Origin of the sequence: Paenibacillus anseongensis (genome assembly GCF_009757995.1) — a bacterium.
In the GTDB taxonomy this organism is placed as follows: Bacteria; Bacillota; Bacilli; order Paenibacillales; family NBRC-103111; genus Paenibacillus_E; species Paenibacillus_E chondroitinus.
Map to the genome: position 1 here is coordinate 1,173,781 of NZ_WSEM01000016.1, position 22,476 is coordinate 1,196,256.

18 protein-coding genes and 1 pseudogene are annotated in these 22,476 nt (G+C 40.2%); 6 read left to right on the forward strand and 13 right to left on the reverse strand.

The genetic code is table 11. The features are described 5' to 3' along the window. Nucleotides 1-119: 119 nt before the first annotated feature. Complete coding sequence (gene gpr, locus GON05_RS21740; protein ID WP_157321725.1) at nt 120-1,118, reverse strand: GPR endopeptidase; 999 nt, start codon at nt 1,116-1,118, stop codon at nt 120-122. A 196-nt stretch (nt 1,119-1,314) separates the two neighbouring features. On the opposite strand from gpr, the gene rpsT reads away from it, so the two are divergent. Then, nucleotides 1,315-1,566: a 30S ribosomal protein S20 gene (gene rpsT, locus GON05_RS21745; protein ID WP_028557986.1), complete on the forward strand. Its 252-nt coding sequence runs from the start codon at nt 1,315-1,317 to the stop codon at nt 1,564-1,566. A 71-nt stretch (nt 1,567-1,637) separates the two neighbouring features. Here rpsT and holA read toward each other — a convergent pair whose 3' ends face one another. The 3 genes from holA to GON05_RS21760 form a co-directional block, all read right to left on the reverse strand. Then, a complete protein-coding gene (holA, locus tag GON05_RS21750) occupies nt 1,638-2,657 on the reverse strand; it encodes a DNA polymerase III subunit delta (RefSeq protein WP_157321727.1) in 1,020 nt (339 codons plus the stop codon). 216 nt (nt 2,658-2,873) lie between these two features. Further along, nucleotides 2,874-4,103 (reverse strand): anti-sigma factor family protein, encoded by a 1,230-nt coding sequence (locus GON05_RS21755; protein ID WP_157321729.1) that lies wholly within the window; start codon nt 4,101-4,103, stop codon nt 2,874-2,876. Further along, entirely contained in the window at nt 4,100-4,648 is a 549-nt protein-coding gene (locus tag GON05_RS21760; protein ID WP_127449845.1) for an RNA polymerase sigma factor, read from the reverse strand. Before GON05_RS21760 ends, GON05_RS21755 begins: the two co-directional genes overlap by 4 nt. 338 nt (nt 4,649-4,986) lie before the next feature. Between GON05_RS21760 and GON05_RS21765 the strand changes: the two genes are divergently transcribed. Genes GON05_RS21765 through GON05_RS21780 form a run of 4 tightly spaced genes read left to right on the forward strand, consistent with a single transcriptional unit; the run spans nt 4,987 to nt 9,043 of the window. Next, nucleotides 4,987-6,549: a spore germination protein gene (locus GON05_RS21765; RefSeq protein ID WP_309491764.1), complete on the forward strand. Its 1,563-nt coding sequence runs from the start codon at nt 4,987-4,989 to the stop codon at nt 6,547-6,549. Nucleotides 6,550-6,552: 3 nt separating this feature from the next. Further along, complete coding sequence (locus GON05_RS21770; RefSeq protein ID WP_157321733.1) at nt 6,553-7,662, forward strand: GerAB/ArcD/ProY family transporter; 1,110 nt, start codon at nt 6,553-6,555, stop codon at nt 7,660-7,662. Then, nucleotides 7,652-8,854 (forward strand): Ger(x)C family spore germination protein, encoded by a 1,203-nt coding sequence (locus tag GON05_RS21775; protein ID WP_157321734.1) that lies wholly within the window; start codon nt 7,652-7,654, stop codon nt 8,852-8,854. Before GON05_RS21770 ends, GON05_RS21775 begins: the two co-directional genes overlap by 11 nt. Nucleotides 8,855-8,857: 3 nt before the next feature. After that, entirely contained in the window at nt 8,858-9,043 is a 186-nt protein-coding gene (locus GON05_RS21780) for a hypothetical protein (RefSeq protein WP_157321736.1), read from the forward strand. Nucleotides 9,044-9,047: 4 nt separating this feature from the next. Here the strand turns inward: GON05_RS21780 and GON05_RS21785 are convergent, their stop codons facing one another. Continuing rightward, nucleotides 9,048-10,724, reverse strand: coding sequence for a ComEC/Rec2 family competence protein (locus GON05_RS21785; protein ID WP_157321738.1), 1,677 nt, complete (start codon nt 10,722-10,724; stop codon nt 9,048-9,050). Nucleotides 10,725-11,262: 538 nt separating this feature from the next. Here GON05_RS21785 and GON05_RS21790 point away from each other — a divergent pair. Then, complete coding sequence (locus GON05_RS21790; protein ID WP_157321739.1) at nt 11,263-11,919, forward strand: hypothetical protein; 657 nt, start codon at nt 11,263-11,265, stop codon at nt 11,917-11,919. Between the two features lie 422 nt (nt 11,920-12,341). On the opposite strand, the gene GON05_RS21795 is transcribed toward GON05_RS21790, so the two are convergent. The 8 genes and pseudogenes from GON05_RS21795 to GON05_RS21830 all read right to left on the reverse strand — a co-directional run bounded on the left by GON05_RS21795 (nt 12,342) and on the right by GON05_RS21830 (nt 22,155). Beyond that, the gene (locus GON05_RS21795) at nt 12,342-13,076 is read right to left on the reverse strand and encodes a hypothetical protein (protein WP_185157233.1); all 735 of its coding nucleotides are present in this window, start codon (nt 13,074-13,076) and stop codon (nt 12,342-12,344) included. 432 nt (nt 13,077-13,508) lie between these two features. After that, entirely contained in the window at nt 13,509-14,210 is a 702-nt protein-coding gene (locus GON05_RS21800) for a hypothetical protein (protein ID WP_157321743.1), read from the reverse strand. Nucleotides 14,211-14,414: 204 nt separating this feature from the next. Next, a complete protein-coding gene (locus GON05_RS21805) occupies nt 14,415-15,266 on the reverse strand; it encodes a hypothetical protein (protein ID WP_157321745.1) in 852 nt (283 codons plus the stop codon). 345 nt (nt 15,267-15,611) lie between these two features. Beyond that, entirely contained in the window at nt 15,612-15,797 is a 186-nt protein-coding gene (locus GON05_RS21810; protein ID WP_157321747.1) for a hypothetical protein, read from the reverse strand. Between the two features lie 554 nt (nt 15,798-16,351). Then, nucleotides 16,352-17,083, reverse strand: a pseudogene (locus GON05_RS21815) (DNA/RNA non-specific endonuclease); the annotation flags it as partial. 1,341 nt (nt 17,084-18,424) lie between these two features. Further along, the gene (locus GON05_RS21820) at nt 18,425-20,056 is read right to left on the reverse strand and encodes an ADP-ribosylglycohydrolase family protein (protein WP_157321749.1); all 1,632 of its coding nucleotides are present in this window, start codon (nt 20,054-20,056) and stop codon (nt 18,425-18,427) included. Between the two features lie 7 nt (nt 20,057-20,063). Beyond that, complete coding sequence (locus GON05_RS21825; protein WP_157321751.1) at nt 20,064-20,747, reverse strand: DarT ssDNA thymidine ADP-ribosyltransferase family protein; 684 nt, start codon at nt 20,745-20,747, stop codon at nt 20,064-20,066. Further along, entirely contained in the window at nt 20,737-22,155 is a 1,419-nt protein-coding gene (locus GON05_RS21830; protein WP_157321752.1) for a 3'-5' exonuclease, read from the reverse strand. Before GON05_RS21830 ends, GON05_RS21825 begins: the two co-directional genes overlap by 11 nt. Between the last annotated feature and the right edge of the window lie 321 nt (nt 22,156-22,476).

The window sequence follows — 22,476 nt, forward strand, 5'->3', positions numbered from 1 at the left end:
TATTTTATGGTGATTGTCTGTTACTTCGACACCTGCCATCTTTTTCCTTCCAGATCGTCCTAACAATGGGCAAAAGAAAGAACTGTTCCACGAAAATCGCAGACACAGTTCCGATATGTTCAGTGCGTATAAGCCGCGACATTCTCAACGCCAACGGCATCGTGCAGGGCAGCATTCAAACCGCTGGCAATAATATTGGCGATGTCCTCGATAAACTGATCAATTTCCTTCGGAGTAACTAATAAATCGTGGCCGACAGGGTTTAGCACTTCTTTGACGAGCTGAAGACGCTCCTCCTCATGAATATTGTCCAGCAGCCCAAGTATTTGTCCCGTATTGGCCGTCTGTTCGCTAAAATGCTTTTGCATGAGGTCGAAGGCGTTATTGACAATGGTCGAAGCATAAACAACCGTCGGCACGCCAATGGCCACTACAGGTATGCCAAGATTCTCCATTGTTAACCCTTTGCGCTTATTGCCGATACCGGAGCCCGGATGAATGCCTGTATCCGCAATTTGAATGGTCGTGTTTACTCGATCGAGCGATCTGGAAGCCAACGCATCGATGGCAATGATGAAATCAGGTTTGGATTTTTCAACAATCCCGAGCACGATATCACTGCTTTCAATCCCCGTTGTCCCAAGCACTCCGGGAGCTACCGCACTGACGGGGCGATAACCTGGACTCACATCCTCCGGCATCAGTTCAAAGTAGTGGCGTGTCACCATGATATTATCAACGACGAGTGGGCCGAGCGCATCCGGCGTCACGTTGGAGTTGCCGAGCCCGATAATCAGCGCTTTGGCATTCTGGGGAATCCCTATGTCCCGCAAAAATTGCTCGAATTCTTGGGCCAGCTTCGTAGCTACACGGTCCTGCAATTGGCTGTCTTTTTCGCGTAGTGCAGGAACTTCTATCGTTATATAATGACCAAGGAGTTTGCCAAGGGCTTTGGAGCCTTCTTCATTTTTTACGTTAATTTTGGTAACGCGTATGCCATTTTCACGAGTCGACTCCTGTTCAATACCAGGTATCGGCTGCCCTTGATTCGCTGCATGAGCCATATCCCTTGCATCCAGCGCAAGATCCGTATGGGTGGTAAAAGAGCTTAAGTCCATGGAAGTTCCCCTTTCTGAGGTGCTTTGCATCTCTTAGTGTGTGACGAATATGAGGCCGTTATGCAAATGGAATAGCCACTGAAAACCTATTGACAGGTCTTGCATTTTCAATAGTTGCATGGTAGAATACTTAAAGTTGTCAGCAAACATACAAATGTAACGTTGAACCGTGTTTTGTAAGTAGGAGGTGAATTTCATGCCAAACATTAAATCCGCTATTAAACGAGTAAAAGTTAGCGAAAAGCGCCGTCTTCGTAACGCTTCCCAAAAGTCCGCTCTGCGTACTGCTGTGAAAGCTTTCGAAACAGCTGTAAGCCCAGAAGCTCTAATTAACGCTTCCAAGAAGTTAGATAAAGCAGCTTCTAAAGGTTTAATCCATAAAAATGCCGCTAACCGCAAGAAGTCCCGTCTGGCTAAAAAGCTGAACGCTCTTACGGCCCAAGCGTAATACAGGACATAAAGCAAAAGTCCAGTTCTCTTCCGAGAATTGGGCTTTTTTCCGTTTAACAAAAAACCTCCTTAGGCAGCCAGCCTAAGAAGGAACATTTCTAACCCTAGCACTTTATCAATTTTCCCGGTCTTCATCTGGAAATCAAGATCAGCCAGCTGGGACATGATAGCGCTCAGTTTTTCAATATTGTATTTCCGTGCTTGACCTTCAGCCACCTTCACCGCGAAGGGGTGCAGACCGATCTGAGAAGCCATTTGCTGCTGAGAGTAGCCTTGCTTGCTGAGCTCTTTGACCTGCAGCATAATGCGAAACTGCCTTGCGATAAGCGCAGCTATTTTGATCGGCTCTTCCCGTTGCTTCAGCAGCTCTTCTAAAATAACAAAGGCACGATCCAGCCTCACGTTCACAATGTCTTCAATGAGTATAAAAACGTTCTGCTCCGTGCTTCGAGCGACAAGCTGATCAATTACATCTGTGGTTGCCTCGCTCCCAGCCCCCACATATAAGGAGATCTTTTCGATTTCTGCGGATAACGATTGCAAATTGCCGCCTGTATAGAGAATCAGTTTGTCCGTAGCTTCCCCGGTAAACGAGAACCCCCGCTGACGAGCCCTGGCAGCCACCCATTGCTGCAGCTCCTCTGGGCTTAGGGATAGGAAGGGAACAGCCGCCTCAATGTCTTTGAGCGCTTTGACGATTTTTTTGCGCTCGTCCAATTTATCAGCGTCTACAGTAAACACCACGACAGTGTGCTCGGCAGGCGATTTTAAATAGTCGGTTAAACGGTCTAAGTGATGCTCAATTTTCGTGCTTTCCTTGGCCCCAGTAAAAAACAGCGCGTTTTTGGCGATGACAAGCTTCTTAGGCACCATAAATGGAAGCGTCTCCGCATCTTCAAGTACGGATGAAAGCGAGATTTCGCTCAAATCGAATTTACTCACAGCAAATTCCTTATGTTCCGGCTCAATAAGTGAATCTGTTAACACCTGAATAAACTCTCTCATTTTATATTTCTCAGGACCGTAGCACAAATACACGGGTGCTTGCCGCCCTGCTTGTATATCTTTCAATGCTCTCTTTGCGTCCATAGCTGGCGTTCACTCCTCGCCTTCATTTTACCAACAACAAAGGGATTACGTCAAAGTCCTTGGACCTTGAAGTAATCCCTTTGTCTGTCTATTTAAACACCGGTTAAAGGCTCTAGAAACCTTAGACCGTGTGGGCGAACCCCCTAGCATACTTTCGCTTCCCTTTTGTATAACATACGCAAGAGCCCCTCTAATGGTGCGTTCATTTTAAGCTTTTTACGGAGATACTTCCGTTTTGAGCTTCACATCGACGCGAATGGTATGCAGGGTGCCCCCGCTTTGCACTTGATAAAATAATTTGTCATCCTTGGACCACTCGACCAATGTGATCTGATCCTCCGGCTTCCATACTTGCTTGGACTCAAAAATAATCTCCAAAGTTTCACTATTACGGATCACGACGTGATGATCTTCAACTGCCGCCGTTAACGCCCCTGTCGCTGACTTCATAAAATTATCCGTGACCGGTACAGTCATCGCAAACATGCCTGCCCCCGTATCTCTCTCAATCCCTTTTTTTGCAGATGGGCTAGGAGAAGGAGTTGGTGAAGGCTGTATGGTTACTGCTTTTTGATCATTGTCAGCTTTATTGGAAGCTACAGGTGGTGCCGGATTCGGATTCACTTGATTCTGATCCGCAGATTTCTGCTCATTTCCGCCAGTTGTATCTGGATCTTTCATACGTGCAGGCTCCGAAGTTGAAGGGACCGTAGGCGTTGAATCTTTGGAGTCCACCGATGTTGACGGACTTATCGCACCCGGCTTTTCCAGTGGTGCATTCGTTGTAGCCTGCGGTTCCACCACATTGGACCCCGTAGACCCTGTAGACTGGGACTCCGTCCCCGCTGCCGGTGTAGAACCAGAAACAGCATCACTTGGCGCAGGTGACTCGGCAGCGCCAGAATTACCGGAAACTTTCATCTGATCCTGAGCTTCTCGATTCAACTTCAGCTCTGGGGAAGCCGCTTCCTTCTGGCCAACCTCTTGCTTGGATGCTGCCATCGGCAGTAAACCATCGGCATTATCCATCACAGGATGGTTCATGTTAAAAGCAAAGAATCCAATAATGAGACCCGCGGCAACGACGCCACTTGCAAATTTCCAAGAGAACTGCGATCCTAATCGGCGTGTCCAAGGGAGTTTCTTGCGCTGTCCTTGCTCGATATGGCTAACTTCTGCGTTGAAGACAGCTGCCTTGTCGGTAATGGACTCCGCGGCTCCTTTATCAATCTCAGCTAGCTGCGGCAGAATGGCATCGACCAAGCTGTATGGAGGGACAACCTTCGGTAATTGGGCGAGTTCACCCGACAATCTTTGTAAACGTTCAAACACTTGTACACAGTCTAGACAATAGGCTAAATGAGCATGGAGCTCATCTTCCTCTTGCGAGTTCAGATCTCCATCCAGCTGCCTTTGCATAAGTTCCATCACCTCTTGACAATTCATCCCCGAACACCTCCTTTCTGATAATCTTGGAGCAACAATTGTAACTGCTGTCTAGCTCGAAATAAGTAAGACTTCACCGTATTTAGCGGTAAATTCAACGATTCGGCAATTTCATGATACGAAAAGTCCTGCAAATAACGAAGAACAACAACAGACCGATGGTGCTCGGGAAGCTTATCGATTGCTTCTCGAATATCTTTGGCTAAATAGCCAGACATAATTTCATATTCAACATTTTGCTCTGCAGTAAACGTCATATCATGCTCATCAATAGAAACCGTAGGTTTCGCCTTGCGAAATTTATCGATGCAGATGTTCGTTACAATCCGCTGCACCCACGTCTTAAACAACGCTTTTTCTTCGTATGAGTTAATTTTGGTATAAATCCGAAGGAGCGCCTCCTGTGAAGCATCAAGGGCATCTTGTTCATTATTCAAAATATAATAAGCGGTTCGATAGACGTGAGACTCAATTTCTCGCAATAGGGTAATGAGTGCATCACGATCACCGGCCTGAGCTCTTTTAACCAGTTCGGGTGCTACCACTGGGATCCCTCCCTCTTGCAATCTTACAGACGCAGCAACGTCTCATAATGTTGCAATATTTTTAGAATAAAAAATATAAAGGCTGTTTGCAACTTCCAGAATAACAAACTTTCGTGAATAAATACACATCTTAGACGTGAGAGAAGCGTGTTAGTTTAATCCATTTGGATGAAATTGTTCATTCCCCTTTCTGATTTCGGTCAAATTACTCTTCATTCTAAACCTTTTCCATCGTTCGGAAAGTACTATGTTTGCGTAGTACCTTACAAAAAAACCGTTTATTTCTTACTAAAGTGGTAAATATTACTGAGAAGCTACTTATAAGCGGAGGGCTTGCCGTGTTCAAACAATTATTCGGAAGAAGACGCATGTCTCACAGCAGCATTACAAAATCTCAAGCAAAACCTTCATCATCAGACCAGACCAAAGTCATGCTGCCGACTCTGTTAGATAACTTGAATACCATTAGAACGCTGCTTCATCAGCCCAGCGACCTCATTATCAGACAGTTTACGGTTGGCCAGGAAGAGTACCCTTGCGCAATCGTCTGCATTGATGGCCTTGTAGATACAACGCTCGTTAACGAGCAGCTCATTAATCCGATGCTTCATTCCGCCTTACAACCTGTAGGCTCAGCCCTGGAGCTTTTAAACATCTTAACGCAGCAGGTTTTAACTAGCTTCGAAATCGAAACCGGTGAACTTCTAGACGAGGCACTCTTAGAGATCCTTTCCGGAAACACATTGATTTTACTGGATAATCTATCTCAATACATTATTGTTACGAGCAGCGGCTGGAAATCCCGGGCTGTCGAAGAACCCCAGACGGAATCCATCATTCGCGGACCGCGGATCGGTTTCACCGAAGATTTACGAACAAATACCGCTTTGCTTAGAAGGCGCATAAAGGAAACCAATCTTGTTTTTGACACTTATCAAATCGGCCGAAGAGCCAGAAGAAAAGTAATTGTCACGTATATCGCCGATATCGTCCATCCGGATCTAGTAAAGGAAGTTGTGCGGCGCATCAATAGTATTGATATGGATGATATCGAGGGTTCCGGTTATTTGGAGCAATGGATCACAGATAGCTTTCTGAGCCCCTTCCCTGTCATTTTGAATACAGAACGGCCTGATAAAGTTTCCGGCGCTCTCCTCCAAGGACGGGTCGCTATTTTAGTTGACGGTGATCCATTTGCGCTCATTTTGCCGATTACGTTTTCCTCGAGCCTACAATCACCTGAGGATTATTATCAAAACTGGCTGATCTCCACGCTGACTCGGATTCTGCGGCTGATTTCAGCCTTTATTGCCACTTTCCTGCCTGCGCTCTATATTGCATTACTTGAGTTTCATCACGGGATGATTCCGTCCAAACTTGCCTTTTCTATCGCTGGGGCACGGGAAGGTGTACCGTTTCCAGCCGTTATTGAAGCCTTCGTCATGGAATTCACATTGGAGCTGCTTCGAGAGGCAGGGCTGCGTCTTCCCAAACCCATTGGACAAACGATTGGGATCGTAGGAGGTTTAGTTATTGGAGAATCCGCGGTAGCTGCCGGGATGGTAAGTCCTGTTATGGTTATCGTCGTTGCCGTCACGGCCATTGCCTCCTTCTCCCTGCCCTCCTACTCATTTGCCATTTCCTTACGTGTCATGCGGTTCGGCATTATGCTGTTCGCAGCATTCCTTGGACTCTACGGAATCATTCTGGCTTATATCATGATCAACATCCATATCGTTAATCTGAAAAGCTTTGGAATCCCGTACTCTACACCTTTTGCGCCTATGTTCATTCGCGACTGGAAGGATCTCGTTCTGCGTGCCCCTCTCCACTTCATGAAGAAGCGTCCGCAAATGCTTCAAACCAACAATGATGACAGAATGAAAACCAAGGAGAAATAAAAAATGAAGTCTTTTGAATACGGGGATAAAGAGATCAGTTCATTGGATATTTCCATTACCGTGACTTCGATGATTATCGGGGTTGGCATTTTGATGCTCCCGCGTGAGTTAGCAAAATCAGTCAATGGCTCGGATGGTTGGATATCTATGCTCGTAGCAGGCATACTTGCCATCGGAGTCGCTTGGATACTCGCCAAAATAGCGATACATTTCAGCAGCCAAGGCTACTATGTCTATGCTTCTGCTGCGATCACAAAACCCCTTGCTTTCGCTGCCGTTTTATTGCTATCGCTTTATTTTCTTTCCTTTTGCGCTTATGAAGTTAGGGCTATCGCCAATATTGCCAAACAATACTTATTTGAAACAACGCCTGTAGAGGTCATTGCCTTTGCTTTCTTAATGGTAAACGTGTATGCCGTTAGCGGCAGCCGCGTAGGTCTCATTCGTTTAAATATCTTATTTATCCCGATCGTACTCTTAGTCGCGGTGCTCGTTCTTCTTTTTAGCCTTGGTATGGTCGATCTGAAAGAACTAAAACCTTTTTTCACCACGAATTGGAAATCGTTAGCCGCTGCAACGAAAACGACCGCTTTTTCACTTTTGGGTTTTGAAGTCGTCCTGTTCTATATTACAATGATGAACCGACCGAAAGATGCCCCAAAAGCTGTAGCCATCGGTGTACTTATCCCTCTCGTGTTATATACGGCCATCTATCTTGTTTGTGTAGGTGTTTTTTCACAGCTCGCACTGCCGGAAATCACTTATCCTGCTGTTGAGCTTGCTAAGGAAATGCAGATCCCTGGCGAATTCTTTGAACGGTTTGAATCCATATTTTTTACGATTTGGATCATGGCTGTCTTTACGACAACTGTAATGGCCTATGATTGTACGATTTATGGACTTCGGTCTTTGTTTCCCAAACCCAAGCACAAAACATGGGTATTTATTCTCAGTCCGATCATCTATTTGTTGTGTATGTATCCGAAAAATCTTTCTGATTTTAGTAAAATGAGCACCTTCATCAGTTACGAAGGACTCGTGGTGAGCATTCTGTTTCCAATACTCATTCATACGGTTGCCAAGCTTCGAGGAGTGAAGAGTGATGCTTCCTAGAAAAGTTCTCTGCACGCTGTATCTCGGCTGCACGTTGTTGCTGCTGACAGGATGCTGGGACCGTGTGGAAATTAATCAACGCGGCTTCGTTGTTGGAGTCGCCATTGACAAACCGGAGGGAGATAACGGAAAAAATCAATACAAAGGTACCTACCAAATGATAGTGCCTGGCGGCCTAAAACAAAGCAGCGGGAGTACTACCGGACAAGGCAACAGCATGAATCCTCATGCCGGACAGGCTTATTTCAATATCTCGACAACAGAAAACTCGATGCCGGCAGTAGCTGCCAGAATAGCAGGAAGAACAAGCCGATCTCCTTATTTTGAACACTTAAGAATCATCATCATTTCCAGCGATGTCGCGAAAAATAAAGAGAATCTTCCCAATGTGCTTGATTTTTTCTTGCGGAATAGCGAAATGCGGCGCGGTGTTCAAATTTTAGTCGCGGATGGGAAAGCCTCGGATATCCTCGGCATTTACCCAAACAATGAATCAACGCCAATTGATTATATCTCCTCCATCGCCAAAAACAATCAAAAAACGAATTTCATGCTGCCTGAATCGAGAATTGGCGATGTGCACGAATTTTTAATTAAAAATGAAAGCTTTGTTCTCCAAACAATCAAAAAAGAAGACGGTGGTGTAACTCTAAATGGGAGCGCCTTATTTGATGGAACAACCAAACAGTTGCTCGGCTTCCTTACAGGAGAAGAAACGCAAGGATTAAACTTTATTACGAAGCGAGTGAAAGGCGGAATCATTGAATCCAACATCGATGAACAAGTCGTAGCTTTTAAAGTTGAGCGCGCAAACAGGAAGTTTTACGTTCAACAAACAAGTCCGGGACATATGAAATTTACGATTAAAATCATAGCCGAAGGCACTTTGGACAAATCCATCACCAACATCGATCCTTCTGAAGGGAAAACCGTAGAAGCGCTTGAGCAAAGCTTGGAAGATAAACTCACCTCCACAGCCAATAAGACGATCAAAAAATTGCAGCATTCCTACAAAAAAGACGCGTTGGGCCTCGGTCCCTACCTATTCCAGGATCATTATAAAATGTGGAAGCCAATTGCGGAAAATTGGGATAACGGAGAAAATTTGTTTTCCCAAGCAGAAGTCGACGTGCAGACCAAAGTGATTATCCGCCGTATTGGCAATATTTTCGAATCAACGAAGGAGCAATGAGCCATGTGGTCAACCTTTTTAGGCTTAATGCCTTCCGGCTTGGTCTTGATCTGTACCATCCTTTCGTTTGTTGTACCACTCGGTACTTATGTGATTAATCAACTCCTTCACAAAAACGGAGACCCGCCATGGAAGCAGCAAAACGAAACGGTTCAGCAGCAATCGAAGCCGCCGGAGGCAAAGTCTTGAAACATTAGGGTAAGACGATTTTCGTACGCGAAAATAGCCCATCTTTGCGCACTTCCAACTGAACCTCTCCCATCTGATCTGTTCGAAATACGTGTGAACTGATATTTCTTAACCGCTCCATGACATCGGGCGCAGGATGGCCATATAGATTTCCAGCTCCTACTGAAATCACAACCGTTCGAGGCTGCCAATAATCCAGCCACTCCTGCGAAGTAGAGTATTTGCTGCCGTGGTGCGCTATTTTCAGAACATCGAGTCGGCCCGGCTCCTCTTTGTTTTCTTTCAGACGACCCAGAAGTGCCAGCTCCGAATCTTTTCCCATGTCTCCTGTAAAAAGCCACTTCGTTCCCATCATTTCAAGCAGAAGCACAACAGAATATTCGTTTTGTTCCTTCACAACCTCTGCATGATCCACTGTTTCTGAAAAAGGATACAGAACCCGCAGTCGGGTCACAGGATCGATCTGAATCCATCCACCCTGCTCCCCGGCAAACATCGGGATTTTGCGATCTAGAGCAGTTTGGAATAGTTTCTCTATGCCTTTATTCGGATTGTAGGTACCATTGAACATAAATTGCTTAACAGGAATTTGTTCCATAACAGCCTGCAACCCTCCGCTGTGATCGGCATCTTCGTGAGACAGTACCAGCATATCCAATTGATGAACACCACGTTTTTTAAGCAAAGGAACCAGCAGTTTTCTCCCTACTTCATAAGGATCTTTTCGCGCTTTCCAACCTTCGCCAGCCTTTCTGAACGAAATTGTGCCTCCGCCATCTATCAGAAGATTGCGCCCATACGGTGTTCGAATGAAGATGGCATCCCCTTGACCCACATCTATAAATTGAACAAGTCCGGTCCTCTCCAGTCTGTCAGGGGAATAGCCCATCCACAATAGGACAAGGAACCCTCCTACGGCAAGCCATAATCCTATCATCGCGTGCTTCGCTCCTCCTCTGTCTTGTAAACTCTCTAACCTAATCGGGGGCTCATCCATTTTGCCGAGCATCCAGCGTCTCCATAACCCATAAATCCCAATCAACAGCAGATAATAAAAAGCAATCCACGGCAAGCTTGGGGTGGGCCAAATCTGTTTGAATAGGTATAGCTGCTGCAGGTTGTCTGTCACCCAAAAAATCGCATCATTCAACCACGAAATGAGCCACCCTATTCCTTGGCCAGCCGGCAAATACAATAGTCCCGCAACGACCGCCACAATACCAGCAGGAAAGACAACTAAACTGATAACAGGCACCAGAACGGCATTCGCCAGCCAGGAAAGCAAGGAAAATTGATTGAAATAATAGATCGAAACAGGAAAGGAAACGAATTGCGAAACAAGGGTTATTGACGCCGTGTTTCTTAAGATGGAGGAAGTTAACCACCCTTCCAGCAAATCATTTACACGCTGTACCCCAATAATGAGTCCAAGAGTAACCAGAAAAGAAAGCTGAAAGCTGACATCCAGCAAGAAATACGGATTCCACACTAGCATGACCCAAGCCACGATCGCCATGCTGTGAAGCACATCCTTCGTTACTCCTTTTCTTGCCGCGTACAGCGCCACCATAGCCATTAACCCCGCTCTTACAATGGAAGGAGATGCCCCAGTCAGCAGTATGTAGAAGGGCTGTAAGCCACCAAAAAGTTTGAAAAAATAATGCGCTAAAACCCGCGCCAAATCAAGGTCGTCGCCGTAAATATTGAAACACTATTTGCAGGTAAATTGAAAACTCTTATACAAATTCGCAAAAAAATCGAAAATTCTTTTTTATCGCCATAAAAATAGTAAAAAGTTTGAAATCTAAACCATAAAACTTGAAAAAACCTTTTTCATTATCATAATAGTGAAAAAGGTTTTTTCAAGTTTTAAATGTTTATTTTTATCAAATTTTGGAAATGCTGCTAGCGAGCAGCATTTTAACAGTACAAAACAACAAAAGGAGTTGCTAAAGTGAAAAATGAATCAATCCTTCTGATTAGTTTGCTAATGACAAGACAAAAAAGAATTACGAGTACGTGTAAAGAGCTTGAACTTGTAATTCGAAATCTGGAACTATTTGTTATAAGTCACGAGCCAGTCGGTGACCATCATTCAATTGTTCCATTTGCTTCAAGGTACCTTAAGAAGTATAAAGCTGAAAGGTTGAAAAAGCTGTTTACATAGTCCTTCCTTCACTCAATGAGTTCAGTCCAATAATAACAAAGGGGTTAATTTTGTGGAAATATTACATAAAAAAAGGGCAAATAGCCCTTATCGGATTATCGGTAGTAAAATTGAAAAACGCTGTTCAATGTGTAAATCTTACAAGCCGCTTAACAAAAAAAACTTTTATTCGAGTAGTACAGGCAGCGGCGGCGTTTATGGATTTAATTCGAGATGCAAAGTTTGTACAACAAAAGTGACTGCAGAGAAAATAAAGAAAAACAAATTTTACGCACTGGCAGTTTCTGCAAGAAGTAGATATAACAAATGTGGTGGAGCTTTTGAGTGCCTACCAGTTGTTGAACTGTCAGCTTACTTGGAAGAACTGTACTTCGCTCAAGAAGAAAAATGCTTTTATACTGACGTAGAAATGGATTGGAAAATGACAGGTCCCAAATCTTTTTTTCATATGTCAGTTGAAAGGCTCGATCCAGAAAAAGGCTATACAAAAGGAAATATCGTGTTGTGCTTGTGGTTTATTAATCTAGTAAAGTCAAATCGTAATTTGGGAGAATTCATTGATTCATTCAAATGGGTAATTTCAAAAAAACGAGCGATTTCAAATTGTATAAAACGTGCACAAGAAAATGAGTCACTTGTTCGGCTTGGTTTGAATTTTGCACAAACAATGAATTCATCGGCTGAGCCGAACCATTTCAATCATGTTTAAACAACCTAGGAGGGAAAGTTTTAAATGGAACTACAAAGACTGGAACGTATAGTTCGGAACTTAGAACATCACATAACAATGTTAGAACAGATTGGAGAGGAATATCCAGATGAATTAGTCATCAATCGAAGTATTTTAAGAAAGATGAAATCGCGTAGGCTGAAAAAACTGTTACTTGTTGAGGATAATTAGTAAGAAGACAAAAATAAGTACAAGCCAATTCATCAACATATTGTTATCGATGTTGAATGCGGAAGCAAAGAAAAAATGATGCAGACGACTTGGTACAACAAGTCGTCTTGTTGCCGAATCTTGCTCTTTTTAAGGCACGATTGAATTGTAAATCAATGTTGTATCCGCGTGCACTAGATTCTCATTGGACTCATTAGTCGTCTAGCATTATTATGCAGCGTCAAGCAGTTCTATTTAGTAAGAGACAATACCAGACAATCTGAATGAACAACAGGGTTAAGCAATATATTATTTTTTGTCAAAATATTATGCCAATGAGAAAACACAGCATCGTTATAACTGATCGAATGTACAATTACTTTTTGTGTATTTTTTTGTGTATTACTTGAATTCAATTGCTGTCTTTGCATAAAGAATTCCCAAAATGCAGTTGCTACCAAGAAAGCATCCCAAATGTGTTCATCAGGCGGCTTCTGATCGTGGATACTTTTATTGAATTTATTCATCCATTGCTTAGACTCAAGTTTATATTTTGGACCATTAATGAAACCTTCAAAAAGAAAGATTTCGAATTTATTTGAAGAAAACCAATCATCTAAATTTGTAGTAGGTTCAATCTTATGCTCTAATAAGAAATTCCGAAGGATGCTAAATAAATTCACACCAATCCCAATAGCTGAAATAGTAGCTGCTGAAGCTGCTGGATTCCACCAGTGGGCATTTTGCGATCCTTCATCGTTAAATCGTATTTGCCGCTGAGTCGGAAACCACATCGGCGCTTCCATGCCAATTGCTACTCTTTTATTATCCCTCAAGTCTTGGGCAATTAAATCTGCAAGATCAGTTGTATCATCAATTTCATGAATTAAGGTCCTTTTTTTCCCTATATATTTATACTCTCTATGCCTCCTGCCTGCGATAAATGGCTTATTAGAACAAACAACATCACTAACTTGATCACGCAAAAAAGTTGAATGGCGCCTGCAAACACAATTACTATTCTTACTAACCGGGTCGAAGCAATTCGAACTATAGCATTTAAGTTCCGGCATGTAGTTATCTATATCCCCAGGGTGACACTCTAGCCGTATCCAACCGTAATCGGCGCCCGCATCGATTCCGTACACAACTAAATTAAAATTGTTAGTTTCATCCATATATGTCACTCCATAATTTGAATTTAACGCAGTGTTACTAACTCATGTAAAATAATAACAAAACACCACTTTACTTGCATAGAGAAAAGGCACACCATCTAAGTGTACCTATATCTCTATGAAGGTTAATTATAGTTAAATCTCATTTATTAGATAGGTGTACCTAGAAAAACGCAATGAAATAAAGGGACCCGTAGCAGCGGTCCGCATTTAATTTATCATGTTTGCTTTGCATCAAAATTAATCAGCAAGATATTTGTTTACAATCTCAATCGATTTATTCTTAAGATTATCTAGTAATTCTTTTTCATTTTCACAGGTAGTAAGCCATAAACGACCATACTTCTTAACAAATGCTTGAAATAATTTGTTATCATCATCAGTTTCGTCAATCTCAAGAATTTCCGACATCATTTTTTTGTTTCTAATGATGCTAAAAAATTTATTATATAATTCGGTTAAACGTTCGGAAGCCAGTTTTGATACTAGATTTTCTGTATAAATCTTACTTGGCATAACTGTACTAACCCTACCGAATTGTTGTTTCCTACCATTGTTGCTAGCAGTAGATTTAGGCATATCTGATTCGATTTCAATTTTTATAATTTGTGAGGACTCTAACCGATCCCCTTGAATAGTCGTTGAAATAAATTCAATGTTATTTTTCAATAACACACCTTCAAGTTGTTTTAATTGAAAACCTAATACTTCATACATCTTGTCTTTACCATCACTTTTATTTCGAGTTTTCACTTTATTTGAAGGCGGCAATTTAAAACTTTCGAATCCAGATACGTTACTTAAATTTTCAACATGAAAACTCGCAATAAATTTATATACCTTTTTATCTGCAAATTGGTGTAATTCACTTAAAATAACAGCATCAAATTTTTCGGCAAGCGTTGGATCAAAAATATCAGTATTATAAAGTATATATTCCATTAACTTCAATCCTCCGTGTATCAGTTTTATACTCTAATACTCCATTTGGGCTAAGACTAAAGAAAGGCAAGAGCTGCGTTTCGGTTAAAAGCAGTGGCATCCACATTACAAAATAAGGTTAACATCATGACCTTTGATCAATCCGCATACCACATTTCTGGTATGTAATACGCGTTTCGAACTCACTATGATCTCAAAAGTAGATCAACCAGATAAATTTCGACTATTTACTTCAATGTTACATTTACTCAGATACTCATGCCAATAATTATCTTCATCTCCAAATACATCATGTAACCAATAATACATCATCAGAATTTCAAGAAATTGCTTTTTTCCTCTTAAAAATGGTTTCTCGGAAATCCTCGTGAAAAGAGAATTAAGATTGAACAAATTGTTCTTTTGTTTATAATCGTATTCATACTTTCGCCAACTATTATTGGTTTTAATTTTATGTTTAGGGGACCAATAATCCTCATTTGTATAAAATCGATGAGCCCAGTCCGATGTAAACGCTAATATATTTACTTGGTGCTTAAGCCAAGTCTTTTCAATCCACTCACTTATTTCGTCAGAAATATAAATTTGATTAATTCTCCCACTAGGCTGACTGACTAGCTCATGATAGTCTTTTATAAACAAGAACAAAAATTCAGTCTGATTTTTTAAGTAGGGATGTTTCTTTACAAGCTTTGAATAGCATTCATATGAAGATCTCCTAAATTCGCTATCTGAATCATAAATAAGAAAAAGCTCATCTGTTTTTAGCAAATTGACAATAGAACGATTAAGTTGTTTATCGTATTGATCGTAAATACTCATCAACCATTCCTGAATATTAATATCATATCGATCTATTGCCTTTCTATATTTTTCAAGACGCTCTTCATTAAGTGCAGTTTTTTCGTCCATTTTACTAAAGTCCAAATATTGATTGAAATATTCGAATACATAATCGACACAATTTTTCATGTTTTGATTACGTTCATCCGGATTGAATTCATTTAACCGGTCCTCTTTTTTTCTCCGCGAAATATATTCTTCAATTGTAAGCATAACAGTCCAGCCCCCTCTGCTCCCCCAATTCATAAGATCATAATATCCTAAAGTCAAAACAAGTATCAAACTCCTTCAAGGACAAAATGCACTTTTAACCAATGAAGACTTAATCGACGCCTTTATTATTAAACGCTAATTAACAGGCTCGCCCCGCTCCTAAGTATCATTCATGTCTTGAAGTGAAATCAACAAAGCTTCAAGGGAGTTCATTTCAATAACATGTAATAAAGATATCAACGGGACCGGGATAATCAAACGTAATGCAGAATTACAAGTTTTTCAAACAAATTGGCAGTTTTGAACTCGAGTTCAAAACTGCCAATTTATTTATCATAATTCATTTTAAGTAATTAGGTTTTTCAGTTTTATGGCTGCGACCTGGGCTTTTAATAATGTCGGGTACGTATACATATCATAAGTCGTTGAAAAACACCCTGCATAAACATCTGCTTTGTTATCGTCGGTTATTAAGATCATAAATTCTTCTGCATTATAAGCATGAACTACATACCACTGCTTCTTTTTCATCGCAATCACCTAGTTGTTTGATTTGCTCGAGCATACTGTAATGCTACTTCCTCATGGCAATTAGGTCAAACGACAATCTAGGGTGAAAAAATAAGGAATTTGGTTATAAAAAAATAATTCGTTTGAAATTCTAGGGGAATATCGCTCTCAAAAAATCAAAAAAATTCGGTAGCCTTGAAAAGGGCTACCGAATTTTATATTTGTCCTTTTCCCATGGATAGTACCATTTTGCAGTCAGCTTCAGAACGATTCGCTCAAATGAATACTCCGGAGCATATTGAGCCATCATTCCGGTGAGTGAGAGCCACGTCTCCGACATTTTTGAGCCAACCCTCTGGAAAAGAGAGCCAACTGTTATCTTGAGCGGCTCTCCAGAATTATATTGAACTATCGTCTCCGTTAGTAAAATAATTATATTTTTTCACCATATAAATTATATAGATGATATGACTATTAATTTATTTAGTTATTTCCTGTACAGACACCCATTTACAAATTGTAAAAAATCGTCCAACGAGGAAAACGTTCTGTTCTTTCGTTCATATATTTTAGTCTTACTCACCTACCATACCATCGTTATCAGCATCATCCATATAAGGGTATAACCAATGATCCCTCGTTATGGGCATCTTGAAGCCCGCCGCTTTTGCTTCTTTAATCGTCACTTTTCCATTTCCATTTGTATCAACTTTTGCAAGGTCCCCATTTATGTTTGTACTATTAGGTTTAGAAGTATTATCGCCTGTCAAACCAAGCGATGCGTTAACCTCGTCAGGGTTCACGTTATCAAATTTATCGACAATCACGTTACCTTTTATCGTATAAGTGTACTGATAACTTGAAGGAATTTGCGTTTTGTTGTTCGGATAGGTAATAATCGCTTCGAAATTAGTTGCTCCGCCTGCTTTGCGTATCGTATCTTCCATATACGCTTGATTACCATGCCGGTTGAGAGTGCTATCTTGCGGGGTAATATTATATGCATTCGATACCCCTCCGAGAGAATCAGCAATGACATGCCCCTCATCTAGATTAGCACTTTCGACACCTGGAACCTTCGCCTCATCAGAACAATATCTACCAGAAGATGAGACAGACTCTTTACTGGCATCTTGTAGACTGATTTTGTCAGCAATGACTCGCACTAACTGCCCATATTCGTTTGTAAATGCCCAATATTTACGATCCCCATAACCAACATCCACAACGACATTAGGTTCACGATTCCCCGATAGATCACAAGCATTCACATCAATACGTTTGAATCCTGCGAATAGATTGTTACTTGGTTGGGCACTTTCAATCAACTTTGCGGTTTTCACTACTTTTTGGCAATCGCCTAAATAATCATATTGTGATTTGTCTTTGCTGTCGTATGTGCAGGAAATCATGACTACTTTCCCAGCATCTATGTTATAGGCAAATGAATAACTAATAGTAGAAGTCACCCCACCACCATCTGTGTGAGGTCTGGTATATTTAATTGTCCAACCTGGTAAACCCGCAATAGTTGTTTTCTCTGATATTTGTACATCTGATTTGTCGATTTTCCCTAGTTTCAAGGTACTCTCAACAATAGAAGGTATACTTTTATTAAACTCTTCTTGTGTCACTGAAATATCTTTGCTCTGAAATAATATAGACGCATAATAATCTTTTTCTTCAGGATAATAGTGCATCAAATTTTCCGTTGAATCTTTGTCTAGCACATCGTAATAAGATGGAAAGGAGAAATCAACTCCACTCAAAGTAATCGTTTTGTTGGACTTAGTATCGAATCCACTTACATTTCTAACAATAGAGACTCCGCTTGCTTCGATGACCCCTGTAGCAGGTGCATTATTTTCTGCTTTTGTGCTTACGCTTGAACCTGAGGGGGTTTTTGCTTCATCTTCATGTCCATTTGAATCTACATCACACCCTACTAATGTAATAATCATACACGCAATTAAAATACTAATTATTTTTTTCACTTCGTTCCTCCTTGACTTAATACTTTCCTTTACTCTAATCGTCATACTAAACTGCTGCCCGATAGTTCAGCGGTACATGGTGGCTCCCATTACCGGAGAAATGACTCAATTTTTCCGGTGGGGTGGCTCACTAATCTCCGGAATGATGGCTCTTTTAGACCCAAATATTCACTCAAAAGATAAAAATGCGCGTCAACATGAAGAAACATTTCCTTAATCGTTATGCATAAGCCCTTTAAAACCTCCACCTGGCTCTCTAAGGTCACATTTTCCTCGTTGCGCTCAATCCGCGAGAGGCTAATGAAACCGCACCTCTGAAGGGCAGCTGTTTCCTTGTGTAATGAATGATTGGCATTAAAGACATGTGGTTGACGACCGTCATGCGACACCATACCGCACGCTGGGAGCTTCGCGCGGTAGCGGAACTACAGCAATTAGCGCAGGTAAACTTGTTTTTATAAAACTATTCTAAATTTTTTTCCAATCCATTACCTCTAATAAAAGTAATTGACGAACTTAAATTTGAAATAGTCAAGCTCACCGAGAAGAATAAATTAGACGAAGCTCAAGCTCAAGCTTTTATTATCAAGGTCTTGTCTAAAATAATAGAAAAAACGCAGGTTTATCTGCGCTTTTATAGTTAGATGCTTCCTACTATTTCATTTTTGATTTTATGAATGCAACTAAGTCTTGTACTGATTTTTCCCCTAGGCTTTTACTTACATATTTTGTAACCATCAAATTCAAATCGCTCGAAGTTACATCAGAAGAAACCGACTTTTCTTTTAAAATTTCAGAAAAAATATTAAAAACGGTACTTACTGTTACTCTTGGAGGAAGGATTTTACTTAAATATTCAAAATCTTTCCCGTTTAAATTTATAAATATTTCTTCCGCATTCTGCTTTACATTCACAAACGGCTTATCCACTATTAATTCATGATTAACGTCGATTTTCTTTATTACTTTAACATAAAAAGTTTGACCTTCGACTGATGAAAACTTATATGTATTTACATCAATTTTATTTGTTGATGATTTATTATTGATTTTTTCAATCAGTTTTAACGAAGAAAACGGTCCAAATGAAAATTCCTCTTTTTCATTTTTTAAGTTAGCAATTTTTTCTTTGAACTTTTTATTATCTGACCAATGCCATAATCTCTCATTTACGTCTTCGTAAATTGTTTTTCCCATATTATTTACTAATGTTCTCGCATAACTATAATCTTGAACTAGAAACCATTCGGGTTGGATCCATTCCGTTCCATGTATTGCTCCAAGTAAAGCACCAGCCATTGAAGCGTTAGTATCTGTGTCTGCATTGTCCATTGATGCCAAATCCATAATGGCTGCACTTGGGTCAGCCGCGTACTTAGAAGCCATATAAATGGCTACTAACGTTGCAACTGTACCTGCTCCACGAGTTTTCTTGTCAAAGCAATTTAATTTTGTTAAGGTATCCATTTTCGAATCAAGAAGCCCTCTTTTGATAGCTTTTTGAGACAATTCTAATCCCACAACTATTTCATTAGCAGTTTCTTCCCAAGTTTTCATATATTGACCGTTAGTGATGTTAAAAGCTGTATCTTGCCATTCCTTTATATTATTCACTTTAGGAAATTGGGACCATCTCATTTTATTTTCAATTAAATATGCAATTAACTCCCCATAATCCAATGAGCTCTCTTTCTCCACTAAATAGTGTAATGCCCAGGCATAAACAATTGCACTTAATAATGCCCTAGGATGTCCATGGGTAGCAATTCCATTTAAAAACACTTGATTTGTTAATTCTTCTATTCTACCTCTACAGAAAAACACGTGTGGCATGATACGCATCGTAACGCCATTTCCACCCGCTTCAAAATATCTTTTAACATCATCTAGATTTTGTTTATCAACTTTCCACGGTGGATTCCCACTACTCCAAGTGTCAGCAGCCCTTTTTGTTGCTCCGCCGCCACCTCTTTCATAAACCAGCCAAGCGGGCAACTCGACTTTGACGAAATGTGAAAACCAATTTTTATATCCCAAACTTCTTGCTGTAGCAAATATTAATTGAGTATCATCGCTATAAGAGCCAGCAGAAATTTCTTCTTGATGAGGCTGATAACGTCCTCCACTTTTTCTATTCCAAGAAATAAAGTTTTTCTGTATAAAATCTTTTTTGTTTGTATTCATTCCACGATCTTCATACACCCATCCAAGGGCATCTCCGATCATTGCCCCTAGCATGGAACCCATATATTTATCAATGGTTTGAACTTTATTTTGTGAATGCATTATTCCTTCATTCCTCTCTATAGAGTATTTCTGAAGGTACTTGCCCTCTTCGAACCATTGCACTCCAAGAAACCTCAAAAAGATCTGGTGCAATAATAAAGGTTAGATCATCCGGCACACCTTTAATAAACTTTAATCTTGCTTTTTCTTTCCTAGCTTGCTCTTCATTTGGTACAACCAAACCTAATATATCGCTTCGAGATACATTTTTATAAATTAAAACTTCAGCTTGGTCATCTGTCGCACAACAAGAGAGCATACTTTGGGTTCTATACATTGGTCTTTGTCCTTGAACCGTTTGATTAAACATTCCTGAAAACCCGTCATATCCATCTTTGATATACACTCCTCTTCCGGCTGCAGCATTTCTATGACAAAAAAGAGTGGTTTCATTCGTAACAAGAAGTGGGTTAATCAAAATTATAACCCATTCAGTGAATAATGGGTCATTGTTTTTTATATTTCTTAAATACCATGTGTTAGGATACTGAACTGTACAGCAAACATAATCTTCTTTTCCATCCAATCTTAAAGGGTCATTCTTACTCAACAATTCCTTCTGATCATCTAGTTCAGTATTTGCAACGATGCCTGATTCTTTGGACAAAATATGAGGCAACTTATTTGATTTGGTAAAATGACAAAGTCTTGTTATACCCTTTTGCTCTAAAAGTTGTTTATTAGTAGTCATGGCTGTCCTCATCATCTTCGTGATATAATTCGCTTTCTCTAGGGAGCAATTCAGTTAATGCACCTGAGTATGAAATGTATAGCTCGGATTTTGCTCTGGTTACTCCAACATAAAGTAACTTTATTTCTTCACTAAGCGCTTCTTCATAACTTTCTAAAGCTAGAATTCTTTCTTCGGCAGGCAGCCTTAAAGAATTACAATATGGTAGAATGACGGTATCAAATTCTAATCCTTTAGCGGAATGATACGTTCCCACAGATACTCTTGGATCGGAGAGCCACCTACTCATTTCGCCGTATAATTCCTGAATCGGATATATTTGTCTTACTTTGTTGATAATTTGATTAACCGTTTCACGATCTCGCACTAATATCGCAATCGTTCTGGTTCTATTATTACGAATTACATTTTCTATAAAAAAGTCTATTTCGTCCTTTTCAGAGGTGAATTCCAATAACGCAGGTTTAGGACCAGAAGCTCGAGAAAATTTAGGTTCAATTAAATCTGTATCTTCATGAAAATACTTCATTTTTGAGATCGCTAATCCAAGTGAAGCAATCTCCCTAGTATTTCTATAATTTTGTTCAAATTTCCATATTTTAGGATTAACCAAACCTGCGGACCTCCAAGAAATACGGCTACCGTAAATTTGTTGAGCAACATCACCAAAATATGTTAAGCTTCCATCTTTAGGTACAGCTAATGCCAACGAAAGGAGCATCATAGGCGAAAAATCTTGACCTTCGTCTAGAATAATATGCTTATACATTCTTTTGGAACTATCTACTTTTAATTCGTCACATACATGAAGTGCTAAATCTTCAAAATCATATTTATGTCCTTCTTCTTCCCGCAACTCTAAGTATTCGAGATACACATAAAAGAAATATTTTCGATTAGTTCTAGCTATCCACGTCCCGCTTCTGCCAATACGTTCTACTGATTCATATTGCTCTAAAGTTCGAATCCCCATCTTTTCAAGCCAGCTTATCTCTTCGATAAAGACCTCAGAATTTCTATCAAGCGTACTAACATTTGGATTTTCAAGTCTCACATGTGTCAATGCTTTTTTTATTAAATCGTTTTTAGTATCTGATGGGGCGATAACTCCCCAACCCATTTTATTCCTTGAATTTAAATATCCACGTGCAAATTTATGGTAGTTCAAGACATCCACATTAGAATATCTATTATCCGAGATCGACTTCAAGTAAGTAACCAGTGCTTTATTAAAAGTAACGAGCATTACTCGCTCACCTGGTTTGCAATGTGTAGACGCTAAATAAGCTGATCGTAAGATTGCCAACGTTGTTTTACCGCTTCCTGCTGTACCCAATACTACAAAGTGACCCTTTTCTGGTAAATACAAAACCTCTGATTGTAAACCTTCTGGTACAGGTAATGACATCTAAAGTCCTCCTAGTTGTAAATTCGCGTGGTTAATTCGAATCATTCAACAAAAATTATTCGATAAATAATAAGAAAATATGACTATTTTTCACCTACAATAAAACATAACATAATCAAATAGTCGAAATTTGTCGTTACTTGGCAAGCCAGCAAAATTCTTTTCATGAATAATAAAAAAGCATAAAAAATTCAAATAAAAAACACACCGTCTGGTAAACAACGGTGTGTTTTTTATTGATTTTTGTGCCATCTAATAGTGGTTTATTCTTTTTGAAACATATTTAGGAAATAAATCCTTAAAGAATGTAAATTAATAGTG

Coding starts and splice junctions, on each gene's coding strand:
- gpr (WP_157321725.1), bottom strand. CDS start 1,118: ATGGACTTAAGCTCTTTTACCACCCATACGGATCTTGCGCTGGATGCA.
- rpsT (WP_028557986.1), top strand. CDS start 1,315: ATGCCAAACATTAAATCCGCTATTAAACGAGTAAAAGTTAGCGAAAAG.
- holA (WP_157321727.1), bottom strand. CDS start 2,657: ATGGACGCAAAGAGAGCATTGAAAGATATACAAGCAGGGCGGCAAGCA.
- GON05_RS21755 (WP_157321729.1), bottom strand. CDS start 4,103: ATGAATTGTCAAGAGGTGATGGAACTTATGCAAAGGCAGCTGGATGGA.
- GON05_RS21770 (WP_157321733.1), top strand. CDS start 6,553: ATGAAGTCTTTTGAATACGGGGATAAAGAGATCAGTTCATTGGATATT.
- GON05_RS21775 (WP_157321734.1), top strand. CDS start 7,652: ATGCTTCCTAGAAAAGTTCTCTGCACGCTGTATCTCGGCTGCACGTTG.
- GON05_RS21780 (WP_157321736.1), top strand. CDS start 8,858: ATGTGGTCAACCTTTTTAGGCTTAATGCCTTCCGGCTTGGTCTTGATC.
- GON05_RS21800 (WP_157321743.1), bottom strand. CDS start 14,210: ATGGAATATATACTTTATAATACTGATATTTTTGATCCAACGCTTGCC.
- GON05_RS21805 (WP_157321745.1), bottom strand. CDS start 15,266: ATGCTTACAATTGAAGAATATATTTCGCGGAGAAAAAAAGAGGACCGG.
- GON05_RS21810 (WP_157321747.1), bottom strand. CDS start 15,797: ATGAAAAAGAAGCAGTGGTATGTAGTTCATGCTTATAATGCAGAAGAA.
- GON05_RS21820 (WP_157321749.1), bottom strand. CDS start 20,056: ATGCATTCACAAAATAAAGTTCAAACCATTGATAAATATATGGGTTCC.
- GON05_RS21825 (WP_157321751.1), bottom strand. CDS start 20,747: ATGACTACTAATAAACAACTTTTAGAGCAAAAGGGTATAACAAGACTT.
- GON05_RS21830 (WP_157321752.1), bottom strand. CDS start 22,155: ATGTCATTACCTGTACCAGAAGGTTTACAATCAGAGGTTTTGTATTTA.